Consider the following 17,189-nt stretch of genomic DNA (forward strand, 5'->3'; position numbering starts at 1 on the left):
CTCCGCCACCCGGCCGCCGTAATGATGCGCATACCCGGATACACCTGCGGCTTTCCACAGTGCGTACGGGATGTGCGCCAGCGAGGCGACTCAGGGGATTGCCTGGCGCGCGGGCACCTCCCCGCCCGTGGATCAGCCTGGTGAGGCGTGAAAAACGTTTCAACGGTCCTGGGTCTGCCGCATCAAGATCACCGTCTGCCGGAACTTCCCCGGCAGGCAGCGATGCGGGAAGCCGGAGCGGGTCATGAGCGATCGTTCATGACCCGTGAGCGGTTCCGCATTGGCGCTCAGGGCTGGATCGTCGCACAGTGAAGGTCATGGACCGAACACTGCGGGTCGCGGTCATCGGTGACCGCGACCCGGCCTTCGCGCCGCACCTGGCCACCGACGACGCCCTGGGCCACGCGGCCGCGTACCTGGGCGTCGGGGTGGACGTCCGCTGGCTGGCCACGGAACCGCTCGAAACGGACCTCGCCGAGGTCAAGGCCGCCGACGTGCTGTGGTGCGCGCCGGGCAGCCCGTACAAGAGCCTGCGCGGCGCCCTCGAAGCCCTCCGGTACGGCCGGCAGCACCACATCCCCACCCTCGGCACCTGCGGCGGCTGCCAGCACATGATCATCGAATACGCCCGCCACGTGCTCGGCTTCCAGGACGCCCAGCACGCCGAGTACGACCCCTACGCCTCCACCCTGTTCGTCTCCGAACTGGCCTGCGCGCTGGCGGGCAAGACCATGCCCGTCACCCTGACGGAAGGCTCCCGGGTGGCCGCCTGGTACGGGCGCACGGAGATCGAGGAGCGGTACTACTGCGACTTCGGCCTCGACCCCGCCCGCCAGGCAACCCTGCACGACGGCGGCTTCGAGGTCACCGGCGTGGACGGCGACGGCGAGGCCCGCGTCCTGGAGCTCCCCGGCCACCCCTTCTACGTGGCCACCCTGTTCGTGCCGCAGGCCCGCTCGCGCCCCGAGGCCCCGCATCCGCTCGTCGTCCACCTGCTGCGGGCGGCGCTTTGACCTTCACCCAGCTCAGGATCCTCCAGGCGGTCGCGCGCACCGGCAACATGACCAGGGCCGCCGACGAACTCGGCATCACCCAGTCCGCCGTCAGCCACGCCCTGCGCACCCTGGAGAGCGAACTCGGGGTCGCCCTCCTGGTACGCGGCAACCTCGGCGTGAGCCTCACCGCCACCGGCCGGGCCGTGTGCCGCCGCGCCACGCTCATCCTCACCCAGGTCGAGGCCCTGGAACAGGAGGTCGCCGGGGTACGCGAGCGCGGCAGCCTGCGCGTCGGCGTCATCCCCAGCGCCAACGTCCGCCTGCTGCCGCCGATCCTGCGCCGCTTCGGCGAGACCTGCCCGCGGGTACGGCTCACCGTGATGGAGGGCTCGGACGACGAGGTGCTGGGATGGCTCGAAACCGGCGCGGCGGACATCGTGACCGTCTCGGCCGGGATCCCGCTGCCCGCCGGGACGACCACGCGGACGCTCGCCACCGACCGCATGCTGGCCATCCTCCCCAGCGGCCACGACCTCGCCGTCCGCGCGGCCGTGCCGATGGCGGAACTGGCGCGGCGCCCGTTCGTCATGTCCACCGGCGGCTGCGAGCCCCTGATCACGAAGCTCGCCCAGACGGCGGAGGTCAGCCTGCGCTGCCACTACCGGGTGCGCGACGTCAACAGCATCCTGGCCATGGTCGCCGAGGGGCTCGGCGTGAGCGTCATCCCCGAGTTGTCGCTGCCCGCCCATGCGCCGGGCGTGCACGCCGTACCGCTGGATCCGCCCGCCGAGCGCCGCGTCCTTCTCGCGCTGCCCGCCGACCCCCTCCCCACCGCCGGAGCCTTCGCCGACCTCGCGGTCGCGTCCCGCTCGGCATCCCTCGCACGATGATCCCGCCGGCCGGCTCGATGCGGCGCTGGGCAGCCGGTTCACGACCGGGCAGGGGCTGGGCGCCTGTTCCGCCGGTTCCTGACCTCGCTGCGCACCCTCTACACGCGATCGTCGCACGCCGGGGCTTCGCGGCCCCGTCCGCGTTCGCGGCACCACGCCCCGCTCTTTTCGCCAGACACTTGCTAAGTGAAACTTACTAAGTTCTACTGAATACATGGCACGGAGAAAGCCGGAGCTCGGCCGCTTCACGGATGTGGCGCTGCTGGTGCTCATCAGCCTCGCCGAGGGGCAGAAGCATGGGTACCGCATGATCGGCGACATCGAGGAATTCTCGGGCACGTCACTGGAGCCGGGAACGCTCTACGGGGCGCTCATGCGGCTGGAGGAACGCGGCTGGATCGAGGCGGTGGAGTCGGCGGAGCGGCGCAAGCCGTACCGGATCACCGACAGCGGGCGTGACGCGCTGCGCGAGCAGCTCGCCACCCTGCGCAGGGTCGAGCGGGCGGGGTTCAGCCGAGTGGCGTGGGGGCAGGCGTGAGCGTGATGCGGATCGTGGCCAAGGCCGTCCTGAGCCTGTATCCGAGGTCGTGGCGGGAGCGGTACGGCGAGGAGGTCGCCGACCTGATCGCGGCACGGCCGGTGCGGCTCCGCACCGTGACCGACCTGGCCGGAGGGGCGGCCGACGCGTGGCTGCACCATCGACCCGGTTCCCGGCGTCAGCGTGTGTCCGTCGCCGTGCTCCTGGTGGTCGGCGCCTGTGCCCTGGTGTACCTGTGGAATCCGGGCGTACGCGATGCGGCCAGCCTGAACGGCGTGTGGGCGGAGGCGGCGGGCTCGCTCGCGGAGGAGCTGCACACGACCGCCACGACGGTCTTCGCCGCGGCCGGGCTGACGGCCCTGCTGACGTTCTGGCAGGTCATCGCGAGGGTACGCGTCGTCCGCCGGCAGGCTGGGGCGATCGAGGCGCGGGTGATCGCGGTGGCGGCCTTTGTCGTCGTCCCGGCAGGCTTCGTCGTCGCCGCCCACGTCGGCCTCGGATTCCTCGACGTCGGTTACCCGGTCGGGCCGCTCGGGACCGCCATGCTGGGCGGCTTCCTCGCGCCGATCGTCATGGCCCTCATGCTGCCGCTGCCTCTCGCCGCGACGGCGTCCCCGCTGCTGGCGGACGCGGTCCGGGCGATCAGGAGGTCGCTTGGCATGGCGGCCATCCTGAACGCGATCGGCTGGATGGTCGTGGCCGTTCTCCTGGTGATGGGGCTGGCGGAGGCGGCGCCGTGGTTCGTGGCGGCGGTGACGGCCAGCGCGCTGGTCAGCACCGGGATGGCCGCCCTGGTGGCGCGGACCGCGCCGGAGCCGGTTCAGCGTTGGCGGAGCACGTAACCGACATATCCGTATTCGGTGGCGTATCGGCGGCGCAGCTCGATCTCCTCGCGCGTGGCGGCGACCACCTCGGACATGCCCGGCACCGACAGGTCCGCCGTGGCGATCCTCGACTCCAGCGGGTCGTAGTACTCGGCGAACCAGTCGCTGTCCGGCAGCAGGTACGTGCCGGACACGTCGTATCCGGCCTCGGCCGCGGCGGCGGTGTTCTGCGCCGAGGTGCGCAGGGGGTAGTTCCGTTCCCAGTAGGCCAGCAGGTCCGGGCTCGGGTCGGGGGTGGTCCATTCGCACTCGGTCACGACCAGCACCCCGCCAGGGGCCAGCAGCCGGCGCCACGAGCGCAGGGCCTGGTCGAAGCCGACGTTGTACACCGACCCCTCCGCCCACAGCAGGTCGAAGCTGTGGTCGGGGTAGGGCAGCTCCGCCATCGACAGGTTCACCGGGTGGATGAGCGCGTCCAGCCCCCGCCGGCCGGCGGCCTCGCTGAGCTGGTCGAGGAACGGCTGGTGCAGGTCGATCGCGATCACCTCCGCCCCCGCCGCCTCGGCCAGCACCAACGCGGAACGGCCGGGGCCGCACCCCAGATCCAGCGCCTTGGGCCGGTCAGGGACCGGACCGGCCAGGGCCAGCAGCCGCCTGGTGGTCTCGTCCGATCCCGGACCCTGGCGGGGGAGATCGTGATGGAGGGTGAAGAGCGCGTTGAGCATCGCGTCGGACACGGGAATCCTTCCGGCAGGCTGACCACTCATCGATACCCCCCCACGCGCCCATGCACGAACTCCCCGAAAGTCCGCGCGGACCGGCCGGCGTCAGCGCCGTTGCCGGAGCCGGTTGACCGTCGCGATCACGGGCGTCGCCGCGGTGGTGACGGCGGCGCCCAGGGTGGTGTCGGTGGCCAGGATCCAGCGGACCGTCCGCATGGCCAGCGTGAGAATCTCCGCGCCGCGGACCCGCATGTCCGCCTCGAACCGGCTCACGGCCACCGTCAACGCGATGCTCTCCGCGGCGACCTCGCGCAACTCCGTGAACAGCTTGGCGGCGTCCCGGATCGCCGCCCCCGCCCCCATGCCCGCGGTCGGCGGCGTGGCGTGGACGGCGTCGCCCAAGGCGGTGATGCGCCCGGCGGGCCAGGGAGCAAGATCCTGAGCCCGCGTCGAGGCGGCATTGAACCGGAACGCGGCGATGCTCCCGGCATCCGCCCTGGCGATGACCTCAAGCGGCCGCTCACCCCACCCATAGCGGCGGAACCGGGCCAGCAACCCGTCCCGCAACTCATCGCCCCCCAACCCACGCAAAGCGCCGGACTCCGGAAACATCGCTCCCCAGATGTAGGTAGGACCATTCGTGACCGAAGCCCGCAGATGAGGAGCATCGAGTACGGCATTGCCCACGGGGTCCAGGAACCCGACGTAAAGGGCGGCACCCCGAGGCGCGATCACCATCCCCGACCGCGGCCCGAGCCGTTGCCGCTCCAGCGGGCTCAGGTCCTCGGCCGCCGTCCTGCCCGAGAAGCCGATGATCCCGACAGGCTCGTTCGTGGGGCCACCGGCCAGGTGCTTCGCGACCAGCGAGTGCGCCCCGTCCGCGCCCACCAGCAGGTCACACCGATGCGTGGATCCGTCCGCGAGCACGACCTGAGGCATGCCGTCCTCGCCGTGCCCGACACTCGTGACGGTCCGCCCCAGTTGCAGGTCGTCCCCGACCGCGTCGGCCAGCAGGGTCCGCAACGTGATGCGGTCGATGTCCACGCTCGGGCTGTCGGCCAGCCGCGGCCCGTGGCCCAGGAGGCGGCCGTGCCAGTCCCAGAACGCGTCCGGGTCGCGCAGCCGGAGGGCGGACGAGGAGGCCAGCAGGCGTTCGACGACCTCCGGTGGTACGAGCTGCCGCAGCGCCGCCTGGGCCCGTCCGTCGAGGGTGATGTGGTAGCCCCCGGTCGCCGTGACGTCGGTGTCACGCTCGAAGACCACCACGTCGAACCCGTTCCCGCGCAGCCCGGCGGCCAGCGCCAGGCCGCCGATGCCGCCCCCGATGACGATGATGCGCATCCTTCTCCGCTTCCCCTTGTTCTCGTGTGACAGGTGTTCCCGGAGACGGTGCCACCGGTGGTGGACACCGAGTGGCCACCACTGCCGCATGATGGACCTCGTGGCCGATACCTCACGTCGCGCACTGCGCCTGCTGTCGCTGCTGGCGACAGCCCGATGCTGGTCCCTGGAAGAGCTGGCGGCACGCCTGGAGGTCAGCAAGCGTACGGTCCGCCGCGACATCGAGACCCTGCGCTCACTCGACTACCCCGTCACCACCGTCCACGGCCCGGCGCGCGGATACCGCCTGGGCTCCGGACACACCATGCCCCCGCTCCAGCTCGACGACGAGCAGGCGCTGGCGATCACCGTCGCCCTGCAGACCGCGCCCAGCAGCGTCTTCGGCCTGGGGGAAGACGCCGAACGCGCCCTGGACACCATCAAGCGCGTCATGCCCGCCAGACTCCGAGCCGCCATGGAGTCACTGAACCTGACCAGCCTGCAGAACTACTGGGAGTTCCCCGCCACGCCCATAGATTCGGACCAGCTAAAATCCGCCGGAACCGCCGTCCGCCACCGCCACGTCCTGCGAGTCGACACCACACGACCGGACGGCACCCGCCCAGCTCCCGGCGACGACGACTTCACCCCCACCCGGCGAATCGAACCCCACCACCTGGTCATCTGGGCCGGTCGCTGGTACCTGGTCGCCTACGACCTGACCGACGCCGACTGGCGAGTCCGCCGCCTGGACCGCCTCCACCTGCACCCACCCACCGGCATCTGGTTCCCTCCGAGAGATCTGCCAGGCGGCGACGTGGCACGCTTCGTCATGACCAGCCACGACCGCGGCGACACCCCCGCGACCTGGCCGTGCACCGGAACCGCCCGCCTCAACCTGCCCGCGGAGACCGTCGCACGCTGGGCCCCCGGCGGCTCGGTCGTAGAACCCCTGACCCCCGGCCACTGCCGCCTGACCATCGGGGCGTGGTCCTGGGCAGGCGTAGCCGGAATTCTCGCCACCTTCGACACCGACCTCGACCAGGTGACACCGCCCGCCCTGAAGGAAGCCTGCCGCCGACTGGTGGACAGATGGCAGGCGGTGTCAAAGGACCAGTGACCCGCCACCCGGGGGGAATTGTCCGGAAGGCAGCCCCCTTGATACATAATTAGGGGCTCAGTGGACGCGGCGGCGGTGGTGGTGGATGTCGAGCGGTGCTTCTCGACCCGCGCTGCGTGGCAGGCGGGATGAGTGCGCGGCCCTGGATCGGTTGCTCGCCAGCGCCATGGCAGGTCAGAGCCAGGTCCTGGTGGTACGCGGCGAGGCGGGGGTCGGCAAGTCCGCGCTGATGGACTACCTGGCGGTCAACGCGGCGAAGTGCGAGACCCTGCGGGCCGTCGGGGTCGAGTCCGAGATGGAGCTGGCCTTCGCCGGGCTGCACCAGTTGTGCCTGCCGCTGATGGGGCTGATGGACCGTCTGCCGGATCCGCAGCGTGACGCCCTGTCCGTGACGTTCGGCCTCAGCGCGGGCAGCGTGCCGGACCGTTTCCTGGTGGGGCTGGCGGTGCTCAGCCTGCTGGCGGAGGCAGCGGAGGAGCAGCCGCTCGTCTGCATGGTGGACGACGCCCAGTGGCTCGACCAGGCCTCCGCCCAGACGCTGGCCTTCGTCGCCCGCCGGTTGCTCGCGGAGCGGGTGGCGCTGGTGTTCGCGGTGCGTACCTCGGCGGCGGGTCCCGGCGAGGACCGGCTGCGAGAGCTGCCGGAGCTCGTGATCCGCGGCCTGCGCGACGACGACGCGCGGGCGCTCCTGAACTCGGTGGTCCCCGGGCGGCTGGACGAACGCGTCAGGGACCGCATCATCGCCGAGACCCGCGGCAACCCGCTGGCCCTGCTGGAGCTGCCGCGGGGGCTGACGGTGGCGGAGCTGGCGGGCGGGTTCGGGCGGCCGGACGCGCGACCGCTGGCGAGCCAGATCGAGCAGAGTTTCCTGCGGCGCATCGAGACGCTCCCGTCCGCCGCGCAATGCCTGCTGCTGGCGGCGGCGGCCGAGCCGGTGGGAGACGTCGCGCTGTTGTGGCGGGCCGCCGAGCGGCTCGGCTTCGGGACGGAGGCCGCGGAGGCGGTGGAGGCGGCCGGGCTGATCGAGTTCGGTACGCGGGCCCGGTTCCGCCACCCGCTGGTGCGCTCCGCGGCCTATCGGACGGCAGATGCGGGGGAACGGCAGGCGGTGCACCGCGCGCTGGCCGAGGCGACCGACCCGGACTCCGACCCCGATCGCCGCGCCTGGCACCGTGCGCACGCGGCGATGGAACCCGACGAGGCCGTGGCCGCCGAGCTGGAGCACCTGGCCGGCCGGGCCCAGGCGCGTGGCGGCATCGCGGCGGCAGCGGCGTTCCTGAGACGCGCGACCGAGCTGACGCCCGATCCGGCCACGCGCGGAGCCAGGGCACTGGCCGCCGCCCACGCCACCTTCGAGGCCGGCGCCCCCGATTCGGCGCTCGAACTGCTCGTCTCGGCGGAGATCTGCCCGTTGGACGAGCTCCAGAGCGCGCGGCTGGCGCGGTTGCGCGGCCAGATCGCCTTCGCGCGCAGGCGCGGCGGTGACGCCTTGGCGCCGCTGCTCGACGCGGCCACCCGGCTGGAACACGTCGACGCCGGGCAGGCGCGGGAGACCTACCTCGACGCCATGGGATCGGCGGTCTTCGCCGGCAGGCTGGGCGAACCCGGCGCGCTGCGAAAGGTGGCCGAGGCCGCCGGCGCCGCCCCGCCGGGACCAAACCCGTCCCGCCCGGTCGACACGCTTTTCGACGGCCTGGTGGCCCGGTTCGCCGAGGGTTACGTGGCCGGTGCGCCGAAGCTGCTGCGGGCTCTGCGGGCGTACCGGGAGGAAGCCGGGCGCAACGCCGACGACAACATGCGCTGGCTCTGGCTCACCTATCTGGTCTCCGCCGACATGTGGGACGACGAGTCGTCGTACGCGCTGACCACGCACGCGGTCCGCACGGCTCGTGAGAGCGGCGCGCTCAACTTCCTGCCCCTGGCCCTCACCTACCGCGCCGTCGTGCACGTGTACGCGGGGGAGCTCGACGCGGCCGCCACGCTGGTCGACGAGTCCGGCGCGATCTTGAACGTGACCGGCAACTCCTCCCTCGGCTTCGGCGTGGGACTGGTCCGCGCCTGGCGTGGCGAGGAGCCCGCAGCGGCGCTGTTCGACGCCGTCACGCGCGTGGGGGAGGGGCGGGCGCTCGGCGGGCGCCACTACGTGCACGCCGTGCAGTACAACGGCGTCGGCCGCTACCAGGACGCCCTGGCCATCGCGGAACTCGCCTGCGAACACGACGATCTGGGGCACACCGGGTTCTCCCTCGTCGAACTGGTCGAGGCGGCCGCCCACAGCAACGCCCCCGAGGCGGCCACGTCCGCGATAGGACGGCTGGAGGAACGCGCCACCGCCAGCGGCACGAACTGGGCCCTCGGCCTGCTGGCCAGGTCGAAGGCGTTGCTGGCCGACGGCCAGGCCGCTGACCTGCTGTACCGCGAGGCCATCGACCACCTCCAGCGCAGCCGGGTGGCCGTGCACCTCGCGCGCACCCACCTCGTCTACGGCGAGTGGCTGCGCCGCGAGCGGCGCCGCGTGGACGCCCGCGAGCACCTGCGCATCGCCTACGAGATGCTGCAGGGCTTCGGCGCCAGGGCCTTCGCCGAGCGTGCCCGCCGCGAACTCCAGGCCACCGGCGAGACCGTCCGCAAACGCGCCGCAGGTACGCCCGACCAGCTCACCCCCCAGGAACGCCAGATCGCCGGCCTGGCCAGGACCGGCCTGTCGAACCCGGAGATCGCCGCCCGCCTGTTCCTCAGCCCGCGCACCGTCGAGTACCACCTGGGCAAGGTCTTCAACAAGCTCGCCATCACCTCCCGCCACCAGCTCGCGCAGGCACTGCCGGACCAGGGCCACGACCGCCAGTAGCCCCTGGCTACGATGACGGCGCACCGCCGTACGCCGCGAAAAGCCCGAGCAGGACCCCGAACGGAGAACCACCCATGAGCGAACAGCAGCCCTGGCAGTGGGACGAGCAGACCTGGCGCGGTCACGTGGCGCGGGTCCGCGCGGGCCGCTCCCTGCGCCCCGCCACCTGGCCGGGCGGCGCCCGCGTGGCGGTCGCGCTCTCCTTCGACGCCGACCACGAGACGATCCCGCTGCGTGACGGCGAGACCCGCCCCGGCAAGCTCGCCCAGGGCGAGTACGGCTCCCGCGTCGGCTCACCCCGCGTGCTGCGCCTGCTGGAGCGCTTCGGCATCCCGGCCTCGTTCTTCATGCCCGCCGTCTCGGCCCTGCTGCACCCTGAGGAGGTACGCGCCTACGCCGCCGCCGGCCACGAGGTCGCCATGCACGGCTGGATCCACGAGAGCAACCTGTCGCTCGACCCCGCCGACGAACGCGAACTGGCCTTCCGCGCAGCCGACACGCTGGAAAAGCTGACGGGCACCCGCCCGGTAGGCATCCGCACCCCGGCCTGGGAGTTCTCCGACCACACCCTGGCCATCACCCGCGAACTGGGCCTGCGCTACGACTCCTCCCTCATGGCCGACGACGAGCCGTACGAGCTGCTGGCCGACGGCGAACCCACCGGCATCGTGGAGATCCCGGTCGAGTGGATCAGGGACGACGTCCCGTACCTGCTGATGGAGTACGGCGGCACGCTGAGGACGTGCCCCTCGCCCCGAGACGTGGGGGTCATCTGGCGCGACGAGTTCGACGCCGCGTTGGAGGATGGCGGCCTGTTCCAGCTCACCATGCACCCGCACGTCATCGGCCACCGCTCCCGCATGATCGTGCTGCGCGAACTCCTGGAGCACATCGACGCCCAGGACGGCGTCTGGTACGCCACCCACGCTCAGATCGCCGACTACGTCCTGAACCACCCCTCCACCTAACCCGCCTTCACCCGCCCAGAACGGCAACAGCGCGCCGCGCGCGAGCGTCAGGCTGCCGCCCCTCTCCAGCGCGGGATCGCCGTACGTCTCCACCCCGACGAACAGCGTGATCACAGCACCGAGGAACGCTTCCGGGTTTAAAAGGCCACGGACGCCGGGCGACCTCCGGGCCAGGGCCCGACAGGCTCCCTCTGCGGCGGGGTCAGGGTCGGCTCGTGCCCAGTCGCCGGGTGAGGAACTCCTCGAACGTCAGCAGGTCCGGATGCCGTAGGCGCAGGGCCGCGAGGTCGGCCTGGTAGCCGTCCTCGGCGAACCACTCGAACATGCGCTCCTCGATCGGCAGCGCCTCGAACCTGGTCGGAGTGCCGGTGACGCGCTCGTAGATCTCCGCTATCTCGGGGAAGGTGAGCTCGTCACCGGCCAGTTCGAGCTGCCGGCCGATGAACTGCTCCGGGTTGTCGAAGGCGTCGGCCACGAAGATGCCGATGTCGTCCGAGGCGATGAGCTGCATGGGCTTGTCCGGCTTGACGGGCAATGCCAGGAGCCGCTCGCCGGCGACGTCCGCGTAATGCAGCAGGTTGTTCATGAAGAACACCGGGCGCAGGATGGTGGCGGGCAGGCCGAGGGTCAGGATGTGCCGCTCGATCTCGGCTTTGCTCTCGAAGTGGTCGATGCCGGTCTCGCGTTCGGCGCCGCCCACGGAGCTGTAGACCAGATGGGCGACGCCGCTGTCGTGGGCGATGTCGGCCACGGACTTGCCCTGGCGTACCTCCGCGGCGAGGGTCGCGGGCTCGTAGGCGAGCGCCTGGACGCTGAACACGCCGTACGCGCCGCGCATCGCCGTCCGCAGGGAAGCTGGGTCGTCAAGATCACCTCGGATCAGCTCGGCACCCTGGTCGCGTAGTGCCTGAGCTGCGGGTTTGTCGGGGTCGCGGACGAGCGCACGTACGGCCCAGCCGCGCGCCAGCAGGTGGCGGGCCGCGGCGCCGCCCTGGTTGCCGGTCGCGCCGGTGACGAGAACAAGTCGGGACATGATCAGATACCGCCTCTAACTCGGAGCGTTTTGCTCCGAGTAATGTAACTCGGAGCGGAACACTCCGCAATTGCTATCCTGGATCCATGTCCGACCCCGCGCCGCCGCGCAAGCGAGGCCCCCACGCCCTGGCCGCCCGCAACGACCAGGCGCTCATCGAGGCTGCCCGGCACGTGTTCACCACCCAGGGGTTCGACGCGCCCGTGTCGGCCGTGGCCGAGCATGCGGGTGTGGGCATGGGCAGCCTGTATCGGCGGTATCGCACCAAGGAGGAACTTCTTCAGCGCCTGTGCGTCGACTCGATGGAGCGCGTGGCGAACGCCGCGCAGGACGGTCTGGCCCACGAGGACCCCTGGCAGGGCCTGACCTCATATATCCGGAAATGTGCGTCCTTCGGCTTTGGCATTCTGGCCCCGCTGGCCGGTGCCATCGCCGTAACGCCGGAAATGACGCAGGCCAGCGAGCGTGCTCAGCGCCTGGCCGACGACCTCGTCGCCCGCGCCCACCGCGCCGAGCTGCTCCGCGCGGACGTGTCCACGATGGACATCTCCCTGCTCATCGGACAGTTCGGCCGCCCCATCCCGGCGCCGCCGGGGCAGAGCGAGGAGGAGATCCGCTCCCGCCTGCTGACCATCGCCCTGGACGGCCTGAAGGCCCACAACACCGGCTCACTACCCGGCGAACCACCCAGCGCGCGGCAGTACGAGGCCCTGTGGAACACCTGACGAGCTGATCACTGATGCGGATGTGCTCAGCAGTAACGCCCTGAGCACCTTGGCCCGGACCGCGCACTCCCCGCCGCCGACGCAACAAGTGCCGCTGATCTCGTTGGAGACCCGAGCATAGACACCGCCTCTGAGGAAACGCTCTGGTGGGACGTGCGTCCGGCGCGGGTAACTCTCAGGGACGGGATACGAAATGCGTAACCAGCGAGGCGGGGGAGAGGTCGTCACCGAGACGCTCGCCTATGACGGTGGTCGCCAGGTCACGGTGTACATTCCACCGGATCCGCCCGAGGCGGTCGTGTTCGCCGGTGACGGTCAGTTGATCTCGCAGTGGGGCGGCGACCTTGAGTTGGCCGGCGTGCCGTCCACGATGATCGTCGGTGTGCATCGCCTGGACAATGAGACGCTGCGGCTCCACGAGTACTCACCGGCCTTTGACCGCGAACGGTTCGCCGCCCACGAACGGTTCTTCGTCGACGACGTCCGCGGATGGGTGCGGTCGCGATTCGGAGTCGCGCTCCCTGCCGGACGCACGGCGGTGTTCGGCGTCTCGGCCAGTGGCGAGCTGGCGCTCGCGATGGGGCTCGGGCATCCGGACGTCTACGGCGCCATCTTCTGCGCCTCACCGGGCGCGGGATTCCGGCCGCCTGACGTGATGCCTGGTTCGGTGCCGCGTGCGTACCTGGTCGCCGGGACGCAGGAGCCGTTCTTCCTTGAGAGCGCGACCCGGTGGGCGGCGGCGCTACGCGACGCGGGTGCGGACGTGGTCATGACGGAGCGGGCCGGGTCGCACGGCGGTGCGTTCTGGCGTGAGGAGTTCCCGCTGATGGTGACGTGGGCATTCGGCCCGTGATCGTACGTACGAGGATCGCGCCCATGGTGGCGAGGTCGGAGGCGGCCGGAAAGTGGACCTGGGCACGCTTCTGGCTTGCTTGGGTGGTTGGCCCAAGAACCAGTGCCCTCGGTCATATCCCTTTTCAGGGGCAATCCGCTGGCCGCCGGCCTGTCCATCGTTTTGTTCGGCACCGCAGTGGCGACGTTGGGACTGTTGTTGTTTCGTCTCCTGGTCTACTGACTGACCGTCTGCCCTCGGAGGCCAAGTGCCAAATCACGGCCGGTCGACATTTCCGCGGCCGCGTGGATAAATCAGTACTATTCCGCTGGTGGCTCAGCCTACCGGCCGGCGTATGGCCTGGCTCGACGCTCTCCGCGGCATCGCCGCCATGATGGTTGTCGTCGAGCACGCCTTCAAGTTCTTGTTACCCGAGGCACGGCTTCCGGTGAAGGCGGTGTTCGAGCCTGGTTGGTATGGAGTGATGGTGTTCTTTCTGGTGAGCGGCTTCATCGTGCCGGCATCACTGGAACGGCGAGGCAGCGTTCGGACCTTCTGGATTTCTCGCTTCCTGCGCCTGTATCCGCTGTTCGGCGTATGCGTGGTGGGCGTCGGGTTGCTGATGATGGCCGGTTGGGATGGCCTCCACATTTGGTGGGGCCAACGGCCGGTCGCCCTGACCGTGAGCCATCTCATGATGCTGCAGAACCTGCTGGCCGTGCCGAACCTGGTCAATGTGATGTGGACGCTGTCGTACGAGATGGCCTTCTATTTGCTCGTGACCGCGCTGTTCACCCTCGGCATACACCGGCAGAGCGTGGCGGGGGCGCTCGGCTTGGCCGTTGGGGCTGTGGTGGGCGCGGGTACCTTGCCGGCCGCGCTGCTCTCGACCGGAGGGTCGGGGCGGATGCTGGTGGTGGTGCTGGCCGTGGCCACGGTGCTGATCGCGGGTCTGGTGGCGGTCCTCACGCTTTCGCGCGCGGTACGGCAGGCGGGTGCGATCGTCCTGGCGGCCACGGTGCTGGGACTGCTGACGGTCAACCAGAGCTACCCCAGCCCAGGACAGGGCCTGCTGATCCTGGCCACCATGTTCGCCGGCACCGCGCTGTATCGGGCCGACCGAGGCGAGATTTCCTGGAACCAGGCGGGATGGGTGGCGCTGGTGCCCCTGGCCGGGATCTGGCTGACGCGTGATGAGTTCGGCCTTCAGACGGCGACGGTGGCTGCTTGGATGACGTTCGCCGTCGGGATGTTGCTGCGGCACCGCAACATCCCACGGTCCCTGGCATGGTTGGGGCTGATCAGCTACTCGATCTACCTTCTGCACCCGCTGCTCCTGGAAGCCGTCGAGCGATTCTGGCCGGAGCCCCTGACCGTTCCACTGGCGCTCCGGCTCCCGGCGCTGATGGGCGTGCTGGCTCTGATACTCGGCCTCAGTACCCTGACCTGGCGCTTCGTGGAAGCCCCCGCGCAACGGTTGAGCAGGCGCCTCACCTCGTGAAGAGGGCGATCCATGCTTCAAGTTCGCAGAAGTGGTAGTCATCGTGTGACACCTGCTGAAGCTGGTCATGCGACTCCGGCCGGCGGCGATCACCGACGCCCGCCAGGGCGGTTCGGCGACCATGGCGTCGAGCGGCTCCGTCTTGTCCCGGCACGTAGGTGCACAGCGTTCGGACCCCGCCGCTGCCCGCTGTGGCCGTCGACGACGACCACAGCGGGCGACTGGAGCTCAGTTCACGGGGATGCCGTTGAGTACTCGCGTGGGGATGGTCCAGGCCTCATGTGCCGAGTCCGCCGCCGTCCGGCGTCCGGCGTTGATCAGCCACACCGACGTCGCGTCGGGGGCCTTGACGTATGTGCCGTCGGCGATCTGGGTCGGCAAGGCGTCCCAGACGCGGGCGGGAATCCAGTGCAGGGGTTTGATGTGGTAGCCGACGCTTTCCAGTTCTGCTTGGTTGATGAAGGGGATTTTGGCGCCGCCGACCACGCCGCCTTGTGAGGTGGTGCCGGCTTTGCCGATGCGGGTGCCGTCTGTGATCTGGGTGGGTAGGGCGTCCCAGACGCGAGCGGGAATCCACTGCAGGGGCTTTCTGGCGTAGCCCGATTCTTCGAGTTCGGTTTGGTTGGCGAAGGGGATTTTGGCGCCGCCGATTATGCCGCCTTGTGAGGTGGTGCCGGCTTTGCCGATGCGGGTGCCGTCGGTGATCTGGGTGGGTAGGGCATCCCAGATGCGGGCGGGAATCCAGTGCAGGGGTTTGATGTGGTAGCCGACGCTTTCCAGCTCTGCTTGGTTGATGAAGGGGATTTTGGCGCCGCCGACCACGCCACCCTGCGAGGTGGTACCCGCCTTGCCGATGCGGGTGCCGTCGGCGATGTCGGTCGGCAAGGCATCCCAGACGCGGGCGGGGATCATCTGAAGGGGCCGCTGGCCGTACCCAGACTGCTCTAGTTCGGTTTGGTTGGTGAAGGGGATTTTGGCGCCGCCGACTATGGCGCCTTGTGAGGTGGTTCCGGCTTTGCCGATGCGGGTGCCGTCGGTGATCTGGGTGGGTAGGGAGTCCCAGACGCGGGCGGGGATCCAGTGCAGGGGTCTGGTGTCGTAGCCGACGCTTTCCAGCTCTGCTTGGTTGATGAAGGGGATTTTTGCGCCGCCGATTATGCCGCCTTGTGAGGTGGTTCCGGCTTTGCCGATGCGGGTTCCGTCCATGATGCGGGTGGCGATCGCGTTGAACTCACGAGCCGGCACGCTGTGCACCTTGGTGCGCCAATCCGCGCCGTGCCCGGAGTCGACGACCTCCTGCGGGCTGGCGAAGTCCACCCTGCCCGCGCCCACGATGGCGGCCACCGGAGTCGAGCCGTTCGAGCCCTGAATCAGGGTGCCGTCCTTGGGGACCGTCGGCAGCAGACGGAAGTGACGCGTCGGGATGGCGCGTACCTTCGACGGCCAATCAGCGCCGTAGCCGGCGTCGATCACCTCCTGCGGCGAGCCGAAGGGGATGGCCGCCCCGCCCACGAACGCCGCGACGGCAGTGGAGGAGCCGCCTCCCGTCCCCTGCACGAGGGTGCCGTCGGCCGGCAGGAATCCGATGCGGTTGTAGCTGCCGCCGCTGATGGCGACTACCCGGCTCGCCCAGTCGCCGCCCTGGCCGACGTCGATGACCTCCTGCGGGCTGGCGAACGGCACCAGGGCTCCGCCGAGCGTCATCGCCACCGGCAGGTCGGTGGCACCCTCCTTGGCCTGGACCAACTGACCGTCGGAGGGACGCGAGTTCATGTGATCGCGGGCGTCGACGGACCAATCGGAGACCTTCACCGGGCTGCCGCACGAGACGGGAGCCGCGCAGGTGTCCTGCCAGATGGGAGCGCCGCCGACGAACAGGTAGACCTTGCCGCGCTGGTCCACGGCCGAGGAGCCGTTGCGCGGGGCCGCGGGGCCGGCGTCGATGACCGCCTGGGTGGTCGGGCGTGGAGTTGTGGCGCAGATGCCGTCGTCACACGTGGCCTGCCACACCGGCGCGCCACCGACCATCTTGTAGATCCTGCGGGTGTCGCCGGTGTGCAGCAGGGTGCCGTCGGCCAGGCCGCGTACGTCGGTCACGGGTTGCGGGCCTGTCGGCGGAGCCGTGCCGCCGACGGGCGGCTGCCCGGAGCCGCCGCGTCCGCCGTTCATGAGAGTCGAGGTGTCGCATTCGGTTTGCGGGCTCACCCAGAAGCAGATCGCCGACATGGTGGGGATCTTGGCGGTCCGATGCTCCGCCCACACCCCGTCCTGACACCACCAGCCGAAGATCGGGAGATGCATCCGGCGGACGCGATCGATGTTCTGGTAGGTCAGCCACGTGAACCGCACCATCGCCTGGGCGTATCCGGTCCGGTGGGGCGGAACGGTGGCCGTGCCGGCGAGAGTCGTCGCGGTCTTGGCGATGACGGTCCTGGTCAGGCCGGCGTCCAGGGCCAGCTTGATCGCCTTGCCGGTCTCTATCGAGCCGCCGACGCTCGTTTCCAGCGAAACCTGGCGCTCCTCCAATTCAACCCGCTGCATGGTCAACGGATCTTGCGAGTTGTTGATGTACGCCTGCGGGGCACCCTCGCCTCTGATGTGCGTGGAGTGCGCGACCACCTTCTGAGCGGAGTCGTCCACGGATGGCGGACCACACGGGTAGGCGTTGCCGATCGGCGTCTGGGCGGCATCGGCCGCCGGTGGGACAAGAGCCATGCCGAGGAAAAACGCCGGGGCGAGCCCGGCCACGGATAACAGGGATATCAGTCGTCGCATCGTCTTCCTTAAAGGCGTGCCGTACTGGATTCGCGGTCATGACCGGGGCTGCTTCCAGCGGAAATCGCGAGCGGAAACGCTCGTGAGGCTGGGCTGAA

Annotated in this window: 14 protein-coding genes; 10 read left to right on the top strand and 4 right to left on the bottom strand. The window is 70.2% G+C overall.

The window, feature by feature from the left end:
* The first annotated feature begins 317 nt into the window (after positions 1-317).
* The 4 genes from ACIBEJ_RS33440 (at position 318) to ACIBEJ_RS33455 (ending at position 3,265) form a co-directional block, all read left to right on the top strand.
* Positions 318-1,013 carry a hypothetical protein gene (locus tag ACIBEJ_RS33440; RefSeq protein ID WP_397186876.1) on the top strand — a complete coding sequence of 232 codons (696 nt, stop codon included), beginning with the start codon at positions 318-320 and terminating at the stop codon, positions 1,011-1,013.
* Entirely contained in the window at positions 1,010-1,885 is an 876-nt protein-coding gene (locus ACIBEJ_RS33445; RefSeq protein ID WP_397186877.1) for a LysR family transcriptional regulator, read from the top strand. Before ACIBEJ_RS33440 ends, ACIBEJ_RS33445 begins: the two co-directional genes overlap by 4 nt.
* Before the next feature lie 214 nt (positions 1,886-2,099).
* Entirely contained in the window at positions 2,100-2,423 is a 324-nt protein-coding gene (locus ACIBEJ_RS33450) for a PadR family transcriptional regulator (protein WP_397186878.1), read from the top strand.
* Positions 2,420-3,265 carry a hypothetical protein gene (locus ACIBEJ_RS33455; protein ID WP_397186879.1) on the top strand — a complete coding sequence of 282 codons (846 nt, stop codon included), beginning with the start codon at positions 2,420-2,422 and terminating at the stop codon, positions 3,263-3,265. The genes ACIBEJ_RS33450 and ACIBEJ_RS33455 overlap by 4 nt, the downstream gene beginning before the upstream one ends.
* Here ACIBEJ_RS33455 and ACIBEJ_RS33460 read toward each other — a convergent pair.
* The gene (locus ACIBEJ_RS33460) at positions 3,244-3,984 is read right to left on the bottom strand and encodes a class I SAM-dependent methyltransferase (protein WP_397186880.1); all 741 of its coding nucleotides are present in this window, start codon (positions 3,982-3,984) and stop codon (positions 3,244-3,246) included. The two genes, ACIBEJ_RS33455 and ACIBEJ_RS33460, sit on opposite strands and share 22 nt — an antisense overlap.
* Before the next feature lie 90 nt (positions 3,985-4,074).
* Positions 4,075-5,310 carry an FAD-dependent oxidoreductase gene (locus ACIBEJ_RS33465; protein WP_397186881.1) on the bottom strand — a complete coding sequence of 412 codons (1,236 nt, stop codon included), beginning with the start codon at positions 5,308-5,310 and terminating at the stop codon, positions 4,075-4,077.
* 88 nt (positions 5,311-5,398) lie between these two features.
* On the opposite strand from ACIBEJ_RS33465, the gene ACIBEJ_RS33470 reads away from it, so the two are divergent.
* The 3 genes from ACIBEJ_RS33470 to ACIBEJ_RS33480 all read left to right on the top strand — a co-directional run bounded on the left by ACIBEJ_RS33470 (position 5,399) and on the right by ACIBEJ_RS33480 (position 10,225).
* Positions 5,399-6,409 carry a helix-turn-helix transcriptional regulator gene (locus ACIBEJ_RS33470; RefSeq protein ID WP_397186882.1) on the top strand — a complete coding sequence of 337 codons (1,011 nt, stop codon included), beginning with the start codon at positions 5,399-5,401 and terminating at the stop codon, positions 6,407-6,409.
* Positions 6,410-6,494: 85 nt separating this feature from the next.
* On the top strand, positions 6,495-9,257 hold the full coding sequence (locus ACIBEJ_RS33475; RefSeq protein ID WP_397186883.1) for an ATP-binding protein: 2,763 nt from the start codon (positions 6,495-6,497) through the stop codon (positions 9,255-9,257).
* Between the two features lie 74 nt (positions 9,258-9,331).
* Positions 9,332-10,225, top strand: coding sequence for a polysaccharide deacetylase (locus ACIBEJ_RS33480; RefSeq protein WP_397186884.1), 894 nt, complete (start codon positions 9,332-9,334; stop codon positions 10,223-10,225).
* 202 nt (positions 10,226-10,427) lie between these two features.
* Here ACIBEJ_RS33480 and ACIBEJ_RS33485 read toward each other — a convergent pair whose 3' ends face one another.
* Positions 10,428-11,258, bottom strand: a complete 831-nt coding sequence (locus tag ACIBEJ_RS33485; RefSeq protein ID WP_397186885.1) for an NmrA/HSCARG family protein — start codon at positions 11,256-11,258, stop codon at positions 10,428-10,430.
* 86 nt (positions 11,259-11,344) lie between these two features.
* On the opposite strand from ACIBEJ_RS33485, the gene ACIBEJ_RS33490 reads away from it, so the two are divergent.
* The 3 genes from ACIBEJ_RS33490 (at position 11,345) to ACIBEJ_RS33500 (ending at position 14,316) form a co-directional block, all read left to right on the top strand.
* Positions 11,345-11,983 (top strand): TetR/AcrR family transcriptional regulator, encoded by a 639-nt coding sequence (locus tag ACIBEJ_RS33490; protein WP_397186886.1) that lies wholly within the window; start codon positions 11,345-11,347, stop codon positions 11,981-11,983.
* Between the two features lie 193 nt (positions 11,984-12,176).
* Entirely contained in the window at positions 12,177-12,836 is a 660-nt protein-coding gene (locus tag ACIBEJ_RS33495) for an alpha/beta hydrolase (protein ID WP_397186887.1), read from the top strand.
* 334 nt (positions 12,837-13,170) lie between these two features.
* Complete coding sequence (locus tag ACIBEJ_RS33500; protein WP_397186888.1) at positions 13,171-14,316, top strand: acyltransferase family protein; 1,146 nt, start codon at positions 13,171-13,173, stop codon at positions 14,314-14,316.
* Positions 14,317-14,544: 228 nt separating this feature from the next.
* Here ACIBEJ_RS33500 and ACIBEJ_RS33505 read toward each other — a convergent pair whose 3' ends face one another.
* Positions 14,545-17,091 carry a hypothetical protein gene (locus ACIBEJ_RS33505; protein WP_397186889.1) on the bottom strand — a complete coding sequence of 849 codons (2,547 nt, stop codon included), beginning with the start codon at positions 17,089-17,091 and terminating at the stop codon, positions 14,545-14,547.
* Positions 17,092-17,189: the final 98 nt, after the last annotated feature.

This window comes from Nonomuraea sp. NPDC050790, assembly GCF_044456745.1.
Classification (GTDB): Bacteria; Actinomycetota; Actinomycetes; order Streptosporangiales; family Streptosporangiaceae; genus Nonomuraea.